Annotated in this window: 16 protein-coding genes; 7 read left to right on the top strand and 9 right to left on the bottom strand. The window is 44.2% G+C overall.

Translation table 11 applies throughout. From position 1 onward, the window contains the following. Positions 1-139: 139 nt before the first annotated feature. Positions 140-1,396 carry a nidogen-like domain-containing protein gene (locus MASE_RS11595; RefSeq protein WP_014949936.1) on the top strand — a complete coding sequence of 419 codons (1,257 nt, stop codon included), beginning with the start codon at positions 140-142 and terminating at the stop codon, positions 1,394-1,396. A 157-nt stretch (positions 1,397-1,553) separates the two neighbouring features. Next, on the top strand, positions 1,554-1,928 hold the full coding sequence (locus MASE_RS11590) for an invasion associated locus B family protein (protein WP_014949935.1): 375 nt from the start codon (positions 1,554-1,556) through the stop codon (positions 1,926-1,928). Between the two features lie 16 nt (positions 1,929-1,944). Here the strand turns inward: MASE_RS11590 and MASE_RS11585 are convergent, their stop codons facing one another. Beyond that, the gene (locus tag MASE_RS11585; protein ID WP_170826510.1) at positions 1,945-2,874 is read right to left on the bottom strand and encodes a LysR family transcriptional regulator; all 930 of its coding nucleotides are present in this window, start codon (positions 2,872-2,874) and stop codon (positions 1,945-1,947) included. 99 nt (positions 2,875-2,973) lie between these two features. On the opposite strand from MASE_RS11585, the gene MASE_RS11580 reads away from it, so the two are divergent. Together MASE_RS11580 and MASE_RS11575 are read left to right on the top strand one after the other, a co-directional pair. After that, positions 2,974-3,987, top strand: coding sequence for a zinc-binding alcohol dehydrogenase family protein (locus tag MASE_RS11580; protein WP_014949933.1), 1,014 nt, complete (start codon positions 2,974-2,976; stop codon positions 3,985-3,987). 76 nt (positions 3,988-4,063) lie between these two features. Continuing rightward, positions 4,064-4,825, top strand: a complete 762-nt coding sequence (locus tag MASE_RS11575; RefSeq protein ID WP_014949932.1) for a TerC family protein — start codon at positions 4,064-4,066, stop codon at positions 4,823-4,825. Between the two features lie 64 nt (positions 4,826-4,889). Here the strand turns inward: MASE_RS11575 and MASE_RS11570 are convergent, their stop codons facing one another. Then, positions 4,890-5,885 (bottom strand): YhdH/YhfP family quinone oxidoreductase, encoded by a 996-nt coding sequence (locus MASE_RS11570; protein ID WP_014949931.1) that lies wholly within the window; start codon positions 5,883-5,885, stop codon positions 4,890-4,892. 228 nt (positions 5,886-6,113) lie between these two features. Here MASE_RS11570 and MASE_RS11565 point away from each other — a divergent pair, with 228 nt between their 5' ends. Beyond that, positions 6,114-6,554 carry a winged helix-turn-helix transcriptional regulator gene (locus tag MASE_RS11565; protein WP_014949930.1) on the top strand — a complete coding sequence of 147 codons (441 nt, stop codon included), beginning with the start codon at positions 6,114-6,116 and terminating at the stop codon, positions 6,552-6,554. A 212-nt stretch (positions 6,555-6,766) separates the two neighbouring features. Here the strand turns inward: MASE_RS11565 and gtfA are convergent, their stop codons facing one another. The 3 genes from gtfA to MASE_RS11550 all read right to left on the bottom strand — a co-directional run bounded on the left by gtfA (position 6,767) and on the right by MASE_RS11550 (position 9,802). Beyond that, positions 6,767-8,263, bottom strand: coding sequence for a sucrose phosphorylase (gene gtfA, locus MASE_RS11560; protein WP_014949929.1), 1,497 nt, complete (start codon positions 8,261-8,263; stop codon positions 6,767-6,769). Positions 8,264-8,636: 373 nt separating this feature from the next. Further along, positions 8,637-8,816 carry an oxidoreductase-like domain-containing protein gene (locus tag MASE_RS11555; protein WP_014949928.1) on the bottom strand — a complete coding sequence of 60 codons (180 nt, stop codon included), beginning with the start codon at positions 8,814-8,816 and terminating at the stop codon, positions 8,637-8,639. 230 nt (positions 8,817-9,046) lie between these two features. After that, positions 9,047-9,802 (bottom strand): SDR family NAD(P)-dependent oxidoreductase, encoded by a 756-nt coding sequence (locus MASE_RS11550; protein ID WP_014949927.1) that lies wholly within the window; start codon positions 9,800-9,802, stop codon positions 9,047-9,049. A 112-nt stretch (positions 9,803-9,914) separates the two neighbouring features. On the opposite strand from MASE_RS11550, the gene MASE_RS11545 reads away from it, so the two are divergent. Next, positions 9,915-10,820, top strand: coding sequence for a LysR family transcriptional regulator (locus MASE_RS11545; protein ID WP_014949926.1), 906 nt, complete (start codon positions 9,915-9,917; stop codon positions 10,818-10,820). A 58-nt stretch (positions 10,821-10,878) separates the two neighbouring features. Here the strand turns inward: MASE_RS11545 and MASE_RS11540 are convergent, their stop codons facing one another. From MASE_RS11540 to MASE_RS11525, 4 genes are all read right to left on the bottom strand, one after another. Continuing rightward, a complete protein-coding gene (locus MASE_RS11540; protein WP_014949925.1) occupies positions 10,879-12,648 on the bottom strand; it encodes a flotillin family protein in 1,770 nt (589 codons plus the stop codon). Between the two features lie 18 nt (positions 12,649-12,666). After that, positions 12,667-13,281 carry an OB-fold-containig protein gene (locus tag MASE_RS11535; RefSeq protein WP_014949924.1) on the bottom strand — a complete coding sequence of 205 codons (615 nt, stop codon included), beginning with the start codon at positions 13,279-13,281 and terminating at the stop codon, positions 12,667-12,669. A 113-nt stretch (positions 13,282-13,394) separates the two neighbouring features. Further along, positions 13,395-14,120: a UDP-2,3-diacylglucosamine diphosphatase gene (gene lpxH, locus MASE_RS11530; RefSeq protein WP_014949923.1), complete on the bottom strand. Its 726-nt coding sequence runs from the start codon at positions 14,118-14,120 to the stop codon at positions 13,395-13,397. Positions 14,121-14,259: 139 nt separating this feature from the next. Beyond that, a complete protein-coding gene (locus MASE_RS11525) occupies positions 14,260-14,751 on the bottom strand; it encodes a peptidylprolyl isomerase (RefSeq protein ID WP_014949922.1) in 492 nt (163 codons plus the stop codon). Between the two features lie 185 nt (positions 14,752-14,936). Between MASE_RS11525 and cysS the strand changes: the two genes are divergently transcribed. After that, positions 14,937-16,319 (top strand): cysteine--tRNA ligase, encoded by a 1,383-nt coding sequence (cysS, locus tag MASE_RS11520; protein ID WP_014949921.1) that lies wholly within the window; start codon positions 14,937-14,939, stop codon positions 16,317-16,319. The last annotated feature ends 118 nt before the right edge of the window (positions 16,320-16,437 follow it).

The raw sequence follows: 16,437 nt of genomic DNA, 5'->3' as shown, positions 1-16,437 counted from the left end.
TACATTATATTAAACTAATTCATTATTTATTTTTTAAGCTTCTGTATTTAAAAGCTATTTTAGATTTGGCTTACACTTTGCTAAATCGGGTCTGCTAAATAATGAAATTCTTATTAACATAAACTACAAGGACGTATACATGAAAAAGTCTTCGCGTTTTTCATTATCCCTGTTGGCGAGCGCAGCGCTAGCATTCTCAATCTCAAGCACCACAGCCAATGCTTCAGTGCTCCTTTCCGGCTGGGAAGGCTCTACTGAAAGTGGATTTGGTAACTTAGCGATGAATGGTAACGACGACGGTTCATCGGGCGCTATCGTATTTGACGCATTTGAATCGCTTGCCTTCGATAGTGGCGTAAATTTCTTTGGTACTTCATACGATAGATTCTTCATTAACAATAACGGTAATATAACCTTCAATGGCACCGTGAGCTCCTTTACGCCAAGACCCTTCCCCATAAGCAACCAGCCAATGATCGCGCCATTTTGGGGCGATGTAGATACGCGCTGTGCAGAGTGTGGCGACGTGTTTATCGGTTCACCGAATGAAAACACGCTGGTAGTGACATGGAACGATGTTGGTTACTACAGTCAAAACAGTAACCCCACAAACACGTTCCAATTAGTGTTAATTGATCGGGAAGACACAGGTGCGGGAAATTTCGACGTTGAGTTTAGATATGAAGATATCGGCTGGACTTCAGGTAGTGCGTCAAACGGCGTTCCAGCACAAGCGGGTTATGACGCGGGAGATGGGGAAAACTTTTTCACTGTGCCGGGGTCTCAAACCGCCGCTATCGCTGATATAGACGAAAGTAACAGCAACACGGGCACGCCTGGTATTTGGAAGTTTGCTATTCGCGATGGCGTACTACCGGGTGATACTCCAGAAAACCCTATATTGCCAATTGTTAATCCAGAAACACCGACAGACTATGAATTTGAATTCTCTATCGATGATCCAGATGAACTTGTATTCATCGACCCAGATGTGGCAGTAGGCTATGACTATATTGTAAATAGTGGTCCAAACATCGCGTCAGTGCTTTTGCCTGAAGGTTACGACGACGACATGTTTGACCTATTTCTTTGGGACAATGTTCTGATGGATTGGTTCGATACAGGCACAGATATCACTGGTGGTGAGGAGTACGACTTCAATACCCCAGTTGACCGCTTCAGAATTATGGGAATTGATGTTTCGAATATGCTCGAGCCTACGCCGGACGCATTTGTAACCGGCCTCACTTTCGATGGTTCTGGCGTTGTTAATATGAACCAGAATGCCGTTACTGTGTTTGTACCTGATCCTGTATCTGTGCCAACACCCAATACTCTATTTCTAATGCTAAGTGCAATGTTTGCTACGCTTGTTATAAGAAAGCGGAAGCAATAAAGTTGTCATAAAAGAGGGGGAGCGTGCGCTCCCCGTTTTGCTAAGAGGTGAAAGTGAAATATTTAGTAGCAGTTAGTTTAGTACTTGCATCGTTTTTTCATGGGCTGTAACCACAAGTGACTTTGGTAGTTGGAGTTTGCTATGTAATGATTCGTCTGTGTGTACGCTTAGCCAGCTCGTTGCCAAAGACAAAGAAGCAAAAAAAGTGCTATTGGGCGTCAACGTTGACTACTCCTATTCGCAAGATTTTCCAGTATTGAAAATAAAGCTTCCAAAAAATACACTCACAAAAAATGGTGTAGGAGTAAAAATCGACGATTTTGCATCCATACAAGTGCCATTCTCAGGCTGTGACGAGAAGTCTTGCCAAAGTATAGTGAAAATCGACAATGAGCTTTTGAAACAAATGCACAATGGACAGACTATGCTAATAGCGTTTCAAAAATCTGAAAACCAGCAAGTTACCTTGCCCATATCGTTGACAGGTTTTGAGGAAGCTTACGCACAGCTAAATCAAAGTATTCAAAAGTAAATGCACAGATACTCGTCTATTTTTGATATTTTGATACGCTGAATGCGGCTAGCTGCGCTAAACATTCAGCGCAGCGCTCTTTCAGCATATCTCTGAATAGTCTTACTGCTGGAGTAATAGATTGGCGGCTAGGGCAAATCAGCCAAAGCTGTTTCGGTTTAGGTTGATATTCGGGCAACAAGGTTACAAGTCGACCCTTTAAAATGTCGTCGCACGCATCTAAGCCAGATTTAACAGCAATACCTTTACCCGCAACGGCCCAACGCTTTACTATCTCTCCGTCGTTTGCGGTTCTGTTGCCTCGCATTTTTATCTTCAGCGGTGTCCCTTTGTGAAAAAACTCCCATTCGTTATATACCTTGTCGTGTAGTTGGTAAAAAAGTCCGTTGTGTGTTTGCAAGTCTCCAAATTTTTCAGGGGCACCATGAGAGCTGATATAAGAAGGGGAGGCAACAAGTAAACTTGGTACATCACAAATTTTGAAACCGTATACATTCGCATCGGTTGGAGTACCGTACCTTAGCGCTAAATCGACGGGATCGCGATAAAAGTCAATGTTGCTGTCACTCAGGTTGAGCTTTACGGTTATTTTGTCATGCAAATCCATAAAGTCATCTAGCCACGGCGCAATCACATTTCGGCCTAAATCAGACGATAAACCTAACCTAAGCTCGCCCTCAATCACGCCTGTATCGCCCTTTAAGTTCTGCTTGGCATTAGCCAGCATTGACATGGCTTCTTGGCACGTTGGCAAAAACCTTTCACCCGCAGACGACAGGCGTAGTGAGCGTGTAGTACGAACAAATAATTCGGCACCAAGGGCCTGTTCTACGCGTTTTACCGCAGCACTTGCGGTTGCTGTACGCATATTCAAATGTGTCGCTGCTGCAGTAATGTTTCTAAATTCAGCAACTTTTATCACTACATTCAAGTCGTCGAGTAACATGGCTTTCAAAAACTATTTGATAATGTTTCTTTTATTGTGCTGTTTATCCAAATTTAATCAAGAGTATGATGATGATATTACTCAAAGGAGAGACAAATGATGAAAGCTATTGGTTATACCCACTCACTTGGTATTAATGAGCCTAATGCACTGGTGGATATTGACATCGAAAAGCCCAGCGCGTCGGGTCGAGATTTACTTGTAAAAATAAGTGCGATAGCAGTCAACCCGGTCGATTATAAAATTCGTCATCGCGTTAATCCTAATGGAGGTGATCCCAAAATTCTGGGGTGGGATGCAGTAGGTGAAATCGTTGATATAGGCGCTGATGTTACCGAGTTCGCAGTTGGTGACAGAGTTTACTACGCTGGCGACCTTACCAGAGCCGGCTCAAACGCAGAGTTTCAATTAGTTGATGAACGTATTGTCGGTAAAGCGCCTAAGTCTCTGTCAGACAGCGATGCTGCGGCACTTCCTCTAACCACAATCACAGCATACGAATTGTTGTTTGAGCATCTTGCTCTAAGGCAACAAAGTGAAAAGAGCGATGAGGTTGTGCTTGTGGTAGGCGCAGCTGGTGGCGTGGGTTCTATTATGCTGCAATTGCTTAAAGTACTAACGGGGGCTACCGTGATCGCCACTGCCTCGCGTGAAAGCTCAAAAAGCTGGGTTCAGGAGTTAGGTGCCGACTACGTAGTGGATCACAGCAAGCCTATGGCTGAGCAAATCAAGGCCTTAAACATTGGTGAAGTGACGCATGTCGCAAGTTTAAATAACACACACCAGTACATTGATAGCTTTGTTGAAGTTATGAAGCCGAAGGGCAAACTAGCGCTAATTGACGACCCAGAAAGTCTTGACGTAGCCAAGCTTAAGCAGAAGAGCTTGTCACTTCATTGGGAGTTTATGTTTACGCGTTCAATGTTTGAGACCGACGATATGGCAGAGCAAAGCCGTCTGCTTACTCATGTAGCATCGCTTATTGACGAAGGCAAAATTAGAACTACCGTTGGCAAACACTTAGGTAAAATTAACGCTGCTAACTTAATCGACGCGCACAAAATTTTAGAAGAAGGGCGAGCTATCGGTAAGTTGGTTCTAGAGGGCTTCTAAAGAAAGCGTGCTTGAGATGATATTCCGTAATACTATGCGCTAAATTAGGTGGTTTTGGCTAAGGTTTATAGCGCAAATGTTTGAATGGCTTGCGAGTCCAGAAGCTTGGGTGGCATTAGGCACCTTAATGGCATTAGAGATAGTGCTTGGTATTGATAACATAATCTTTATTTCAATATTGGTGGGCAGGCTACCTGATCATCAAAGAAATAAAGCACGTCAAATAGGCCTTGGTTTAGCCATGGGCTCGCGACTGTTATTGCTATTTAGTTTGGCTTGGGTAATGGGCTTAGTTAATCCGTTATTTAGCCTCTTTGGGAATGAAATATCTGGCCGTGACATTATTTTAGTGTTGGGCGGCCTCTTTCTTATTGCAAAATCAACCCACGAAATACATGCCAGTTTCGAGGTGACCGAAGCATCAACTACGGAAGTAGCAGCTTCTGGTTTTTTCTCAATTTTGGTTCAAATTGCGGTGCTCGATGTTATCTTTTCTCTCGACTCTGTTATCACAGCAGTAGGGTTAGTTGAACATTTGAGCATCATGGTTATTGCTATTGTTGCGTCAGTAGCAGTGATGCTAGTAGCTGCAAAGCCGATTGGCGACTTTGTGGATGCAAACCCAACCATCAAAATGCTGGCTTTATCGTTTTTGATTTTAGTGGGCTTTACCTTAATAACAGAAGGCTTTGATGTTCATGTACCTAAGGGGTATGTTTATTTTGCGATGGCGTTCTCGTTTATTGTAGAAATTCTGAATATTAAGGTTCGCTCGCGAAGAGCAAAGCAGGTCAGCACCATTCACTTGTCTAAAAAAATCAGTAACGACGGAAACTAGTTACTCGACGGGGCGAGTCAGATAAACCGAAGGCACCATATTAAGGTGCCTTCTTTTTATGTACTTAGCCTTGAATATTAACCAAAGTACGGCCAGAAATCTGCCCTTTTAAGATTACGTCTATTTTTTCATTTACCGCATCAAGGGTCACTTCCTCGGTAAGGTTATCAAGGCAGTTTAGCTTCCATTCACTAGCAAGCTTGTCCCACAACCTCAATCTTGGAGGCATTGGGCACTGCACAGAGTCGATTCCAAGCAATGAAACGCCTCGCAAGATAAATGGAAATACGCTCACGTTAAGATCTGCAGCAGCCGTAAGACCGCAGCACGTCACCGCGCCGCCATATTGCGTAGCTTTGATTGCCTGTGCTAGATACTCTCCGCCTACTGTATCAACGGCGCCAGCGAATTGCTCCTTAAGCATGGGGCGTTCTTTGTTTTCTAATAGTTCGTCGCGAGTTATCACTTTGCTTGCGCCAAGTGTCTTTAAAAATGACTCATGCTCTTTTTTTCCGGTGCATGCCACAACCGAAAAGCCAGCTTTGGCCAATAGGGCAACAGCGACAGAGCCCACGCCTCCTGTAGCGCCAGTGACTAGAATATCGCCTTTGTCAGGAGTCACGCCGTGTTCAACCAAGCCTTGTACCGATAGTCCTGCAGTAAAACCTGCGGTACCAATGATCATTGACTCTCTCAACGTAAGTCCATTTGGCTTAGCTACCGCCCATTCACTTGGAATTCTGATGTATTCGCCAAAGCCTCCAGCGGTGTTCATGCCGAGGTCAAATCCGGTGACAATAACTTCGTCTCCTTCTTTAAAGCGATTGTCACCACACGATACCACCGTGCCTGCTGCATCAATTCCTGGGGTATGAGGAAAGTTTCTGCTCACACCTGGATTGCCGGTGGCTGACAGTGCATCTTTGTAGTTAAGCGATGAATAATGCACCTTAATGAGTAGCGTGCCTTCAGGCAAGTCATCAAGTGAACGCTGCGTTACTTTACGCGTAAAGGATTTATCTTCCTGCTTTTCTACAAGCAAAGCTTTAAACGATGTCATACCTGTCTCCGTTAGTCGAATGATTACGCTACCCATTGTGACAATATATAAACTTTGCGCAAGTATGCACTTTTTAGTAGGGTAGTAACCTAAAAGATACTATTGGCGTGATGTAAATCCTTTGTTCGACTGGTCGCTTTAACAAAGACCACTGACATCAATGCTGACATTAATAATAATGCCTTTTACGTAGTGAATATGAACGTAATTACTCTAAGAGGGAGTAGTATGACCGCAACTTTGAACAGTGTAGTGGCAGAGGAAAGTGATGTGACATCAGACATTGATAATAACGCCGTCCTAAAAAGCCAGAAACAAGATAATGAGCCCAATGCTGCAGAAAATAAGAACGACTCAAATCAATACATTTGTGGCGTAGCAGTATCCCTTGAGATAATAGGCGGTAAATGGAAAGGGGTTATTTTGTGGCACCTTTGCCATAAAATGCTACGTTTCAGTCAGTTGCGTAGACGATTGCAAGGCGTTACCCAAAAAATGCTTACACAGCAACTCAGAGAGTTAGAGCGTGATGGGTTGGTAAACAGGAAAGTGTATGCTGAAGTGCCCCCTCGTGTAGAGTATTCTCTTACCGATTTAGGCCGTACACTAGAGCCAACTTTACGCCAGCTATGTGACTGGGGTAGGGCGTATAACGACGACTACAGATAAAACACCAACACAAAATAATACGTCGTTTAGGTAAACGAGTACTGAGTTAATTCACAACAATACCAGTTCTTCTGGTGGGGCTTGTAATACTTAAATCGTAATGGCTAATCCAAGGTTTACGTGCCGCTAATGCGTATAAGCGCATTGACGGCACGTGTTAGTTCCTGAATAGCTGAGCGCTAAGTAGCTAAACTATCGCTAAAGATTGCGTTTTAAGCAAGTAGCGTGTTGATTGACAACACGCTTTCTTCACCATTATCCACCGTATGAATAGTTGCATCCATTGTGCTGAAGTTCACGTTTAGTGACGCCGCATGGTTGCCGTTTTTCCACGAAAGCACGAATACGTTGTTGATGTAACTCACGTCAAATACACCGTTAAAAGCATCGCTTTCGTTTCTTAGCCTAATAAGCTGCATCAGGCCTTTAACCACTGGCTTTTCAACGGCTTCTTTTACCATGGCAGTAGACAAGTATGGGCGGTTGATGTCGCGGCCAACATTGGTTTTAGCAAGTAAAGCCATGTCGTTTTCAACAGCAAGCAAGCCACCGTAATAAACTTGAGGGATACCCGGGCTAAAAAATTGAATGGCGCGTGCAACCAAATAAGCGAAGTCATCTTTACCTAACGCATCGTAATATGTGCAGTTTACCTGGTAAAGGTCTACATTATTTGCAGCGGCACCGGTGGCTTTTTTAGACTCGCCATTGGAATTTTCATGTATTTGGTCAACGAGCGAATTAATCGCATCTGCGGTAAGCAGGCCTGGTTTGTCACCATTCGCGCCCACGTCAACAATGCCGATGCCATCGTGAGTATCTAGCACGGTAAAGCAGTTACGTGGCGAAATTGAAAGCCAGTATGCCAATGCCTCTGCATTTTTAGAGAACAAGGTGTGTAGTACAAGCGGAGGTAAAGCGAAGTCGTAAACACTGTCGCAACGCGCAGCAATATCAATTTGAGTTTGATAGTGACTGTGTATTTCGACCAAACACTGCATGCCCATACCACGTGCGCGGTTTGATAATTCTTCGATAAATTCGAAGGTTTCTTCAAGCATAAAGCAGTTCGAACCCGCGCGTTTAATTGCATAGCCCGCCGCATCTAAGCGAATAAGATCAACATTACTTTCAGTAAACGACTGAAGAATAGAAGATAGGTAGTCTTTGCCTAACTGTGACTCCACATCAATATCAATTTGATTAGAGGTAAAAGTTGTCCAGAACGGCACGGTTTCAGGGTTACCAGTCTCTGTGCCCACCTCGTAATCGCTGAAAAACGGTGTGGGTCGAGGGCGGAACACTTGTGCTATTTGTTCGTCAATTTGCGTTTGATCGTTGTCCTTAAAAATATCTTCCTTGGTTAAGAACAGCGGCCAATAACTCGATTCGCGCCCGTTTTTCAGCACGTCTTTGAACGCTTCACTTTGCCCCGACATATGGTTAACAATGAGGTCGGCCATGATATCTACCGATTCGCCAAGCTTTTTAACGTTGTCCCAATCGCCCAAGCGCTCATCGACCAAGGTATGATCGATAGGATCGAAACCCGCGTCTTCACCATCGTAAGGGTAGTAAAAAGGAAGGATGTGAACACCCGTAAACAGGCCACCTAACGGGCCCTGAAGTATGCTTGTTAGACTCTCGATGTTGCCATCGCCTAGTCGGTCTGCATAGGTGATTAGTTGAACGCCATTGCGTATAGACATGATAACTCTCCAAAATTCAGCATGCGCTTGCTCGTACTTCTCTTACGTATCGCGAGCACACATTACTACGAATTAAGCACTACCAGTCTGGCAGATTCAAAATTAACCATGTAACGGGTTTAGCTTAATTCTTAATCTTCTGCTATTGACTGACCAAATTTGGTTGAGACTCACAGAAAATCAAAATCTTAATCGATTAAGATAAAATAGCAGTAGAATAGAAATTTGTAAATGAGAAGTTTAAAAAATGGAACTGTCGAACGCTCATGCGGCGGTTTAAATTAGGCAAGTTCTAAGGCAGGATAGCTTGTTCGAGGGCTGTTCAATAGTAGGAAATAGCGAACAGGGCATTTTTAAATACGAGTACGGACCGCTAGTCTGGAGACCTTGTGTCTGATGACTCATTATTCGCTAACTCGTCAAATTCTCGCTTTGCTTCTTTCCACTTAGCAAGCTTTTCGTAGTATACGTCCCAAATACATGGGCAACACGAACCTCCGCCGCAACAATCGTCTCTTAATGGTTTCTCTGGTTCTTCGGGTAGCGACTTCATAGCACTTATCCTCGACTTTCTTCCTTAAAAATATCTCAATCTCAGATAATATTTTCAAGGCTTAACAATATCCTCACGTGCAAACCTAATGTTTAAGCGCAGAGAATACAACTTTGCCTGTGTATGTTACTCCTTATGATACGCCTTTGCAGCTTGAAAGGTTACAAAGGCGTTTAAGCTATTTTCGTTAATAAGTGAAAGCTGACATCAACGCCATCATGCTTATGGTGTTACAACTTCATACCACCAGATGCCTCAATCCTTTGGCCGTTAATCCAATAACTATCATTACTTAATAGCGCTGCCATAACGCCACCTATATCTTCGGGTTGGCCAACGCGGCCTAAAGCGGTCTGAGAGGCTATAGCATTATTGACTTCGCTATTATCGCGAACATAGCCACCGCTAAAGTCAGTCTCAATGGCACCTGGAGCCAGGGTGTTTACTCTAATTTTACGGGCTCCTAACTCTGCAGCCAGGTAACGACTCATTACCTCTATGGCTCCTTTAGCCATACCGTAGGCGCTGTATCCCGGGAAGCAGAATCTTGCCAAACCAGAGGAAATATTCAGTATTGCTCCGCCATCCTCAATAATAGGTAACAGTGTTTGGGTTAAAAAATAAGGTCCCTTCACATGCATATCAAATAGCGTATCGAACTGTTTTATACTTGTTTCTGCAAAAGAAGCATTTAGACCAACGCCGGCGTTGTTTACCAGATAGGAAATAGCCTGTTTGCCAAATTGATTATTCAGCACGTCTTTAAGCGTAACCAGAAATTCCGGGAACGAATAATGCGAGGCGGCAGTGTTAAGGGGCAGGGCACAGGCTTTTCTTCCAATGCTCTGAATCTCTTTAACAACCTCATCGGCCGCTGCTTCGTTAGTGTTATACGTGATAACAACGTCTATCCCTTTTTTCGCCAGTGCTAATGCGCCAGCGCGCCCAAGACCTCGACTTCCACCTGTTATTAATGCAATCGCCATTGTTATCTCTCTTTGTTGGTTAATTCGTAGACGATTATATTGACTAAAATTGGTATGAAAAACCTACCTAAAGCGATAACATTGTTCTTATTTGGTGAACAATAGGCGAAAGATGGACAGGTTCGATATGCTTACACGGTTTGTAGAAACCGCGAGATTGGGAAGCTTCAGTGCGGCGGCCGCACTTCTTGGTTTACCGAAATCGAGTATTTCTCAAGCGGTAACAAATCTTGAAAAGCAGTTGGGCACGCGCCTTTTTAACCGAAGTACGCGAAGCGTTTCTCTCACCTCTGATGGAGAAACGTTTTTGCCGCAAAGTATTGCCTTATTGAGTGAATGGGACGCCTTACAATCACAATTCATAACGTCAGCAGACAGCGTAAGTGGCGAGCTTCGTATCGATATGCCAAGCCGATTTGCAACCAATATTCTGCTTCCCATTTTAGGTGAGTTTATCTCTACTTACCCCAAGATTACGTTGCGAGTAAGCAGTGTCGATCGCAAAGTTGACCTTATTAAAGAAGGGTTTGACTGTGTGATTAGGGTTGGTGCATTAGCGGGTAGCAGTTTGGTTGCCCGTCGCCTTTTAACTTATCCAATTTATAACTGTGTAAGTCCTGATTATGCGACGAAGTGGGGCGTACCGCAGTCGCTGGAAGATTTAGCTAATCACAAGCTTATTGATTATTCCCATACCCTAAGTCACAAAACACCAGAATTTGAATTTATGAAAGGTGAAGAACTCCAAACTGTCGAAATGCAAAGCTTGTTAAGTGTTAACAGTACCCAGGCCTACTTCGCGGCGTGCGCAAGTGGATTGGGTATTGCGCAAATTCCAAGTGTGGGGGTTGAGTCAGAGCTGAAAGAAGGAAAACTAATTCGTGTGCTTCCTGAATTCGAGGCCCAGGCGATGCCGGTAAATCTTCTGTACCCCTCTAGAAGACAAATGCCACTTCGATTAAAAGTATTTTCAGAATGGTTAGTTGATAAATTACGTGAAAACAAAAAGCCCTGTTGAATTACAGGGCTTAGGATGTTGTGTCGTATTAGCTAGCTAAATACTAGCTCAATGAGCATTAATCAGCTGGAAGCTCTTCCGACGGTTTATTACCATTTAGGTTTTCTGGTGCTGCCACAATAGGTTTAGGTTTTACGGCATTGGCCTTGGTCAGTATGTCGCTGTTGCCTGTTACCAAATCATCTAATGTGCCTTTTTCCGCATCGACCAAGCCCACTTCACGCAACATAGAGTCTACCAGTGGGGCGTTAGCACGATAGCTTAGTGCGGCTTGCGTTACTTGTTCAGCTAAACCACTACCAGCAGTAGCAACGGTGTGATCGCCTTTCACGCCACTCCCTTGGCCGTAGCCTTGAAGAATTTTAATACCTTCTATGTTTTCAAGTGGCTTAACGGCGTGTGCCACAAGCTCAGGCAATATTTTGAGCATGGCAAGGGCTTTTTGCAGCTCAATTTGCTCGGTCTTAAGCGTATTTTCAGCCTCATAAAGCGCTTGTTTACCTTGTGCTTCAACAGCAAGCACTTTCTCATCAGCTTCAGCCTGAAGCATTTTTGCATCGGCAGCAGCCTTAGCTTCCGTAAGAATGGCGGCAGCAGAGTTTTCAGCTGCTTCTTTCTTAGCTTGTGCTTCTACGGTAATGCCCACAGCCTCACGCTCTGCCTCTTTACGCGCGTCTATAACTTCAATTTGCTTCTTACGCTCAGCTTCTGCCACCATTTTCGCTGTGGTTACTGCTTCCACTTTTTCCACTTTAGCTTTTTCCGCTTCAGCAGCTTTAGCACGCGCGGCCGACTCTTCCTCAGATTTTGTCGCAACGGCAATTTGTTTAATTTGCTCAGAAACCTCAACTTCTTGCTGCTGACGAATGCGCGCTTGCTCTAATGCCTGACGCTTAGCAATTTCTTGGGTTTCAATTTCCCGTGATTTTTCAATTTCCGCAGCCTCGATAGCACGGTTTTTAGCGATCTCTGCTTCGCGCTCTTCCCGTTCTTTCATTTCGCGCTGCTTAGCAATTTCTGCTTTTTGTTCCTGACGTTTAAAGGCTAGAATTTGCTCTTGGGCTAAGCGAGCTTCTTCTTCGTCTCGTTTCACCTCTAGTGATTGTTTCTCAGCAGCCAAATTACGCTGTTCAATGAAAATGCGGTTTTCTTGTTGAATATCGTTGGTTTCTTTGCGTTTTTCTTCAATGATCTTCGTTAAGCGTGCACGCCCCTCTGCATCGAAAGCGTTGTTCTCATTGAAAAACTGTAGGTCGGTTTGGTCAAAACCAGTCAAGCTCACCGATTCTAACTCAAGACCGTTCTTTTCAAGGTCGTTAGCCACGCTTTGCTGAACTTTTTGTACAAAGTCAGCACGCTGTTCATGCATTTCGGTCATGCTCATTTCAGCAGCTACGGCACGTAGTACGTCAACAAACTTAGACTCCATTAGTTTCTTAACTTCTTCAGCGCGAGTGGTGCGCGTTCCTAGCGTTTGCGCAGCCATTGATATGCCATTGGCATTGGGGGCCACGCGTAAATAGAAGTCTGCCTTAACATCAACACGCATGCGATCTTTGGTAATAAGCGCGTCTTTTTGAATTTTTTCCACTTCTATACGAAGGGTGTTCATATTTACTGGAATGATTTCGTGAACGACAGGAAGCACGATAGCGCCACCGTCCTTAATGACTTTTTCACCGCCTAAACCGGTTCTTACGAACGCTGTTTCTTTCGTCGCGCGGGTGTAAAGTTTGGCAAAGATAAGGCCAATAACGATAAGCCCTACAACAATAGCACCGGCAATAAAGAGTATTGACGGCAAGCTAGATGGTTGAATTGTATCCATACTTTTATCTCTTTTAGGTTATAGGTAGCGGGTTGCTAACCAGCTGTGTTGTTTTTTCTGAACTAAAATGACGCGCTCTCCCTGTGCGAACAACTCTTCATCTTCGAAAGGCTCTACTAACACAAAATGAGGCTGTGAATAATGGTCGGTAAACTTTGCTTCAGCTGGGTTGCCTCGGCTTGCTTTTCCAATCGTGATTTCGGCCACAGACCCAATGAAGTCATCGCTGTTAACCGCGCTAGACTCTACACTAGGCAACAAGCCTGAAATTACCTTTACGGTTTTAGCTGTTACGAATGCGCCAATAACAAATGCAAGAGGAACGGATAGGAAAGCTGGCAAAGTATAGCCGAGTGCACTCGCTGTTAAGCCGTTAACCATCAAGCCAACTAAACCGAATAGAGTAAGAAGTACTACCAGGTAAATAAGAAAGGGAACTTTATTGATATTAAGCCAGTTGGCAAACGAGGTATTAAGAAACCCATCGCCATCAAACTCTGCAAAATCATCGCCTAACCCCAACAGGCTTATACCAAAAATAGTGCTAACAAGTTCTAGTATGAAAATAAAGAAAACGGCTATAAGCGAAATGCTAAACCAGAAGTTTGTAGGGGAAAGAAGAACATCTGTCATTTACACCATCCATGATGACTAACTTGCTTTTATTCTTTATACCACAGAACAAAAATTAAGCCAGCGTCTAACACATGTACTTTCGGCTAGTTTGTAACAAATAGTGATGGTGACTAACTGAAGTTATGTTTCTGCAGCATCACATCATTTTCAGTAACCTTCAATACACTGCCTTGATCATACCAATCGCCAAGTACAATACGAGTTGCAGGCTTGCCGTTTGCTGTAAGGCTATGAATGTTGGGTCTGTGTGTGTGGCCATGTATCATGCGCTGCACGCCCCATTTTTCCATGACTTTCACCACTTCTTCAGGCGTGACATCCATAATATCTGGCTTAAGATTTTGCTGCTTAGCCTTACTTTCCTTACGACCGTTATCGGCAACACGCTGTCGATACCATAACGGAAGCGCAAGCATTAAACGTGGCCACCACCAACCGCGGGATTTCTTGCGAAACTTTTGATAAGCAACATCGCGAGTGCATAGTTCGTCACCATGAGTAAGCAGGGTAGGTGTGCCGTATAAGTCTACAACTTCTTGTTCGTTTAATAACGTCATGCCGGCTTTTGATAGCCACTTTTCACGTATGGCGAAATCGCGATTACCGTGAATGAAGTATATAGGGCAATGCTGACTCACTGCCTTGAAAGCTGATGCTATGGCAGTGTTAAATGGAGTAACGTTGTCGTCGCCAATCCAAACTTCAAACAAGTCACCAAGAACGTAAAGTGCATCAGCATTAATCGCATCTTCTTTTAAAAAGCGCATTAAGCATTCTGTAATGTCAGGGCGGTCGGCACTTAGGTGCAAGTCGGCAATGAAGTAGGTGAACGACATAAATCTTCTTATTGTGGTTTAAAAAGCCGCGTTAAAGTAACGCGGCTTGTTCTTAACTCAAGGCCTTAGTATGTCTTGAAAATCATATTGGCCAAGGCGTTATTGAGACAGCTATTCAAGCATAGATGTCAGCGGCTATTTAAGAAATAGTCGCTTTTTCAATGATAACAGGCTCAACAGGAACATCCTGGTGATAGCCGCTGTTACCGGTTTTAACAGCCTTAATTTTTTCAACAACATCCATACCTTCAGTTACTTTACCGAATGCACAGTAGCCCCAACCATTGACAGACTTGCTAGAGTGGTTAAGGAAGTCGTTGTTATTTACATTAATAAAAAACTGAGCCGTCGCAGAGTGTGGATCTTGGGTACGCGCCATCGCGATTGTACCCACTTCGTTTGCTACGCCGTTGTCCGCTTCGTTTTCAATAGGGTCTTTTGTGTCTTTCTGATCCATATCTGGCGTAAAACCACCACCTTGGATCATGAAGTTGTTGATTACACGGTGAAAAATAGTGTTATCAAAAAAACCGTCTTCAACGTAAGAAATGAAGTTAGCTACCGTTTTAGGCGCTTTATCTTCAAAAAGCTCTAGGGTGATGTCACCGAAATTTGTTTTTAACGTAACCATTGTGGTTTGTCCTGTGTGTTAGCATACATATAAAGTGGCGGCATTTTAGCGCAAAACGAGTCGTTAGCGCAAAGAGACGGTTATCGCAAAACCCAGCCATATCGTTGCAAAAGGCTTGTACCATTTAAATCGTGACAGTGCTAAACTTTGCGGCCGAAAAATTATGACAAATAGGAAATATAGACATGCTACATCTTTACAACACCCGAACCCGTGAAAAAGCGAAGTTTGTACCGCTTCAAGAAGGGAAAGTGGGTTTGTATGTTTGTGGTATTACCGTTTATGACCTAAGTCATATGGGTCATGCCCGTACTTACCTGAGTTTCGATGTCTTAGTACGCTACATGCGCCACCTTGGTTTAGATGTGAAGTACGTGCGCAATATCACCGATATCGACGATAAGATTATTGCTCGCGCCAATGAAAATGGTGAAAGCTTTGAGGCGCTAACTGCACGCACTATTGCCATGATGCACGAAGACTTTGCGGCGATTAACTTACTAGAGCCAGACGTCGAGCCGACAGTAAGTGGTCATATGGATGAGATCATTGCAATTATCCAGCGACTCATGGACAAAGGTTACGCCTATCAAGCTAAAAGCGGCGATGTACTATTCGACGTAAGCAAGTACGAAGATTATGGCAAGTTAAGCAAACAAGACTTAGATCAGCTTAAAGCGGGTGCTCGTGTTGAAGTGGCGGCAGGAAAAGACGACCCGCTAGACTTCGTACTGTGGAAAACCACCAAGCCTGGTGAGCCGGCATGGCAATCGCCATGGGGCGAGGGACGTCCGGGATGGCACATTGAATGTTCTGCAATGAATCATAAGCATCTTGGTGCGCACTTTGATATTCACGGCGGTGGCTCAGATTTAACGTTCCCACATCACGAAAACGAAGTGGCTCAGTCGTGCTGTGCGTATGACACACCTTACGTAAACGTGTGGATGCACGCGGGTATGGTACAGGTTAATGACGAAAAAATGTCTAAGTCATTGGGTAACTTTTTTACCTTGCGCGATGTGCTTAAAGAGCACGACTCAGAAACATTGCGTTTCTTCCTGATGTCGGCGCATTACCGTAGCCAGTTAAGTTACTCTCAAGACAATATTACTCAAGCGAAGGCCGCCCTAGAGCGTTTGTATACAGCCCTTCGTGGTGTTGAAGTAGATGAAAGCACTGATCTGAGCTACGGTGGCTATCTGAAGCGTTTCGAAGCAGCAATGAACGACGACTTAAACGTACCTGAAGCTTTTTCGGTGTTATTCGACGTGGCACGTGAGCTTAACCGCCAAAAAGACAATGCTGACGAAGCGGGTAAATTGGCCGCGGTTCTTAAAGGCCTAGGCGCAATTTTGGGTATGCTTCAAAGTGATCCAGACACCTTCTTGAAAGGCGGTGAAGGCAATGACGACGAAGCGGCTGAAATTGAAGCGTTAATTAAACAGCGTAACGATGCCCGTGCCTCCAAAGACTGGGCAGCGGCAGATGCCGCGCGCGATGCGTTAAACGCAAAAGGCGTAGTGTTAGAAGACGGTCCGAGCGGTACTACGTGGCGTAAAGCGTAATTAGCACCCAAGACTTTTTAACAGAATAAAAGCCCGCATTTGCGGGCTTTCTTTTTAGTTAAGCTCAAAGCGCACACCGAGCTTTCGTCATTGAACAGCGGTTTTTGGATATACGCAC

The organism is Alteromonas macleodii ATCC 27126, assembly GCF_000172635.2.
GTDB classification, from domain to species: Bacteria; Pseudomonadota; Gammaproteobacteria; order Enterobacterales; family Alteromonadaceae; genus Alteromonas; species Alteromonas macleodii.
Note: the sequence above shows the minus strand (reverse complement) of the source record. Positions and strands in the feature narration are given on the sequence as shown.

Coding starts and splice junctions, on each gene's coding strand:
- MASE_RS11595 (WP_014949936.1), top strand. CDS start 140: ATGAAAAAGTCTTCGCGTTTTTCATTATCCCTGTTGGCGAGCGCAGCG.
- MASE_RS11585 (WP_170826510.1), bottom strand. CDS start 2,874: ATGTTACTCGACGACTTGAATGTAGTGATAAAAGTTGCTGAATTTAGA.
- MASE_RS11580 (WP_014949933.1), top strand. CDS start 2,974: ATGAAAGCTATTGGTTATACCCACTCACTTGGTATTAATGAGCCTAAT.
- MASE_RS11575 (WP_014949932.1), top strand. CDS start 4,064: ATGTTTGAATGGCTTGCGAGTCCAGAAGCTTGGGTGGCATTAGGCACC.
- MASE_RS11570 (WP_014949931.1), bottom strand. CDS start 5,885: ATGACATCGTTTAAAGCTTTGCTTGTAGAAAAGCAGGAAGATAAATCC.
- MASE_RS11565 (WP_014949930.1), top strand. CDS start 6,114: ATGACCGCAACTTTGAACAGTGTAGTGGCAGAGGAAAGTGATGTGACA.
- gtfA (WP_014949929.1), bottom strand. CDS start 8,263: ATGTCTATACGCAATGGCGTTCAACTAATCACCTATGCAGACCGACTA.
- MASE_RS11555 (WP_014949928.1), bottom strand. CDS start 8,816: ATGAAGTCGCTACCCGAAGAACCAGAGAAACCATTAAGAGACGATTGT.
- MASE_RS11550 (WP_014949927.1), bottom strand. CDS start 9,802: ATGGCGATTGCATTAATAACAGGTGGAAGTCGAGGTCTTGGGCGCGCT.
- MASE_RS11545 (WP_014949926.1), top strand. CDS start 9,915: ATGGACAGGTTCGATATGCTTACACGGTTTGTAGAAACCGCGAGATTG.
- MASE_RS11540 (WP_014949925.1), bottom strand. CDS start 12,648: ATGGATACAATTCAACCATCTAGCTTGCCGTCAATACTCTTTATTGCC.
- MASE_RS11535 (WP_014949924.1), bottom strand. CDS start 13,281: ATGACAGATGTTCTTCTTTCCCCTACAAACTTCTGGTTTAGCATTTCG.
- lpxH (WP_014949923.1), bottom strand. CDS start 14,120: ATGTCGTTCACCTACTTCATTGCCGACTTGCACCTAAGTGCCGACCGC.
- MASE_RS11525 (WP_014949922.1), bottom strand. CDS start 14,751: ATGGTTACGTTAAAAACAAATTTCGGTGACATCACCCTAGAGCTTTTT.
- cysS (WP_014949921.1), top strand. CDS start 14,937: ATGCTACATCTTTACAACACCCGAACCCGTGAAAAAGCGAAGTTTGTA.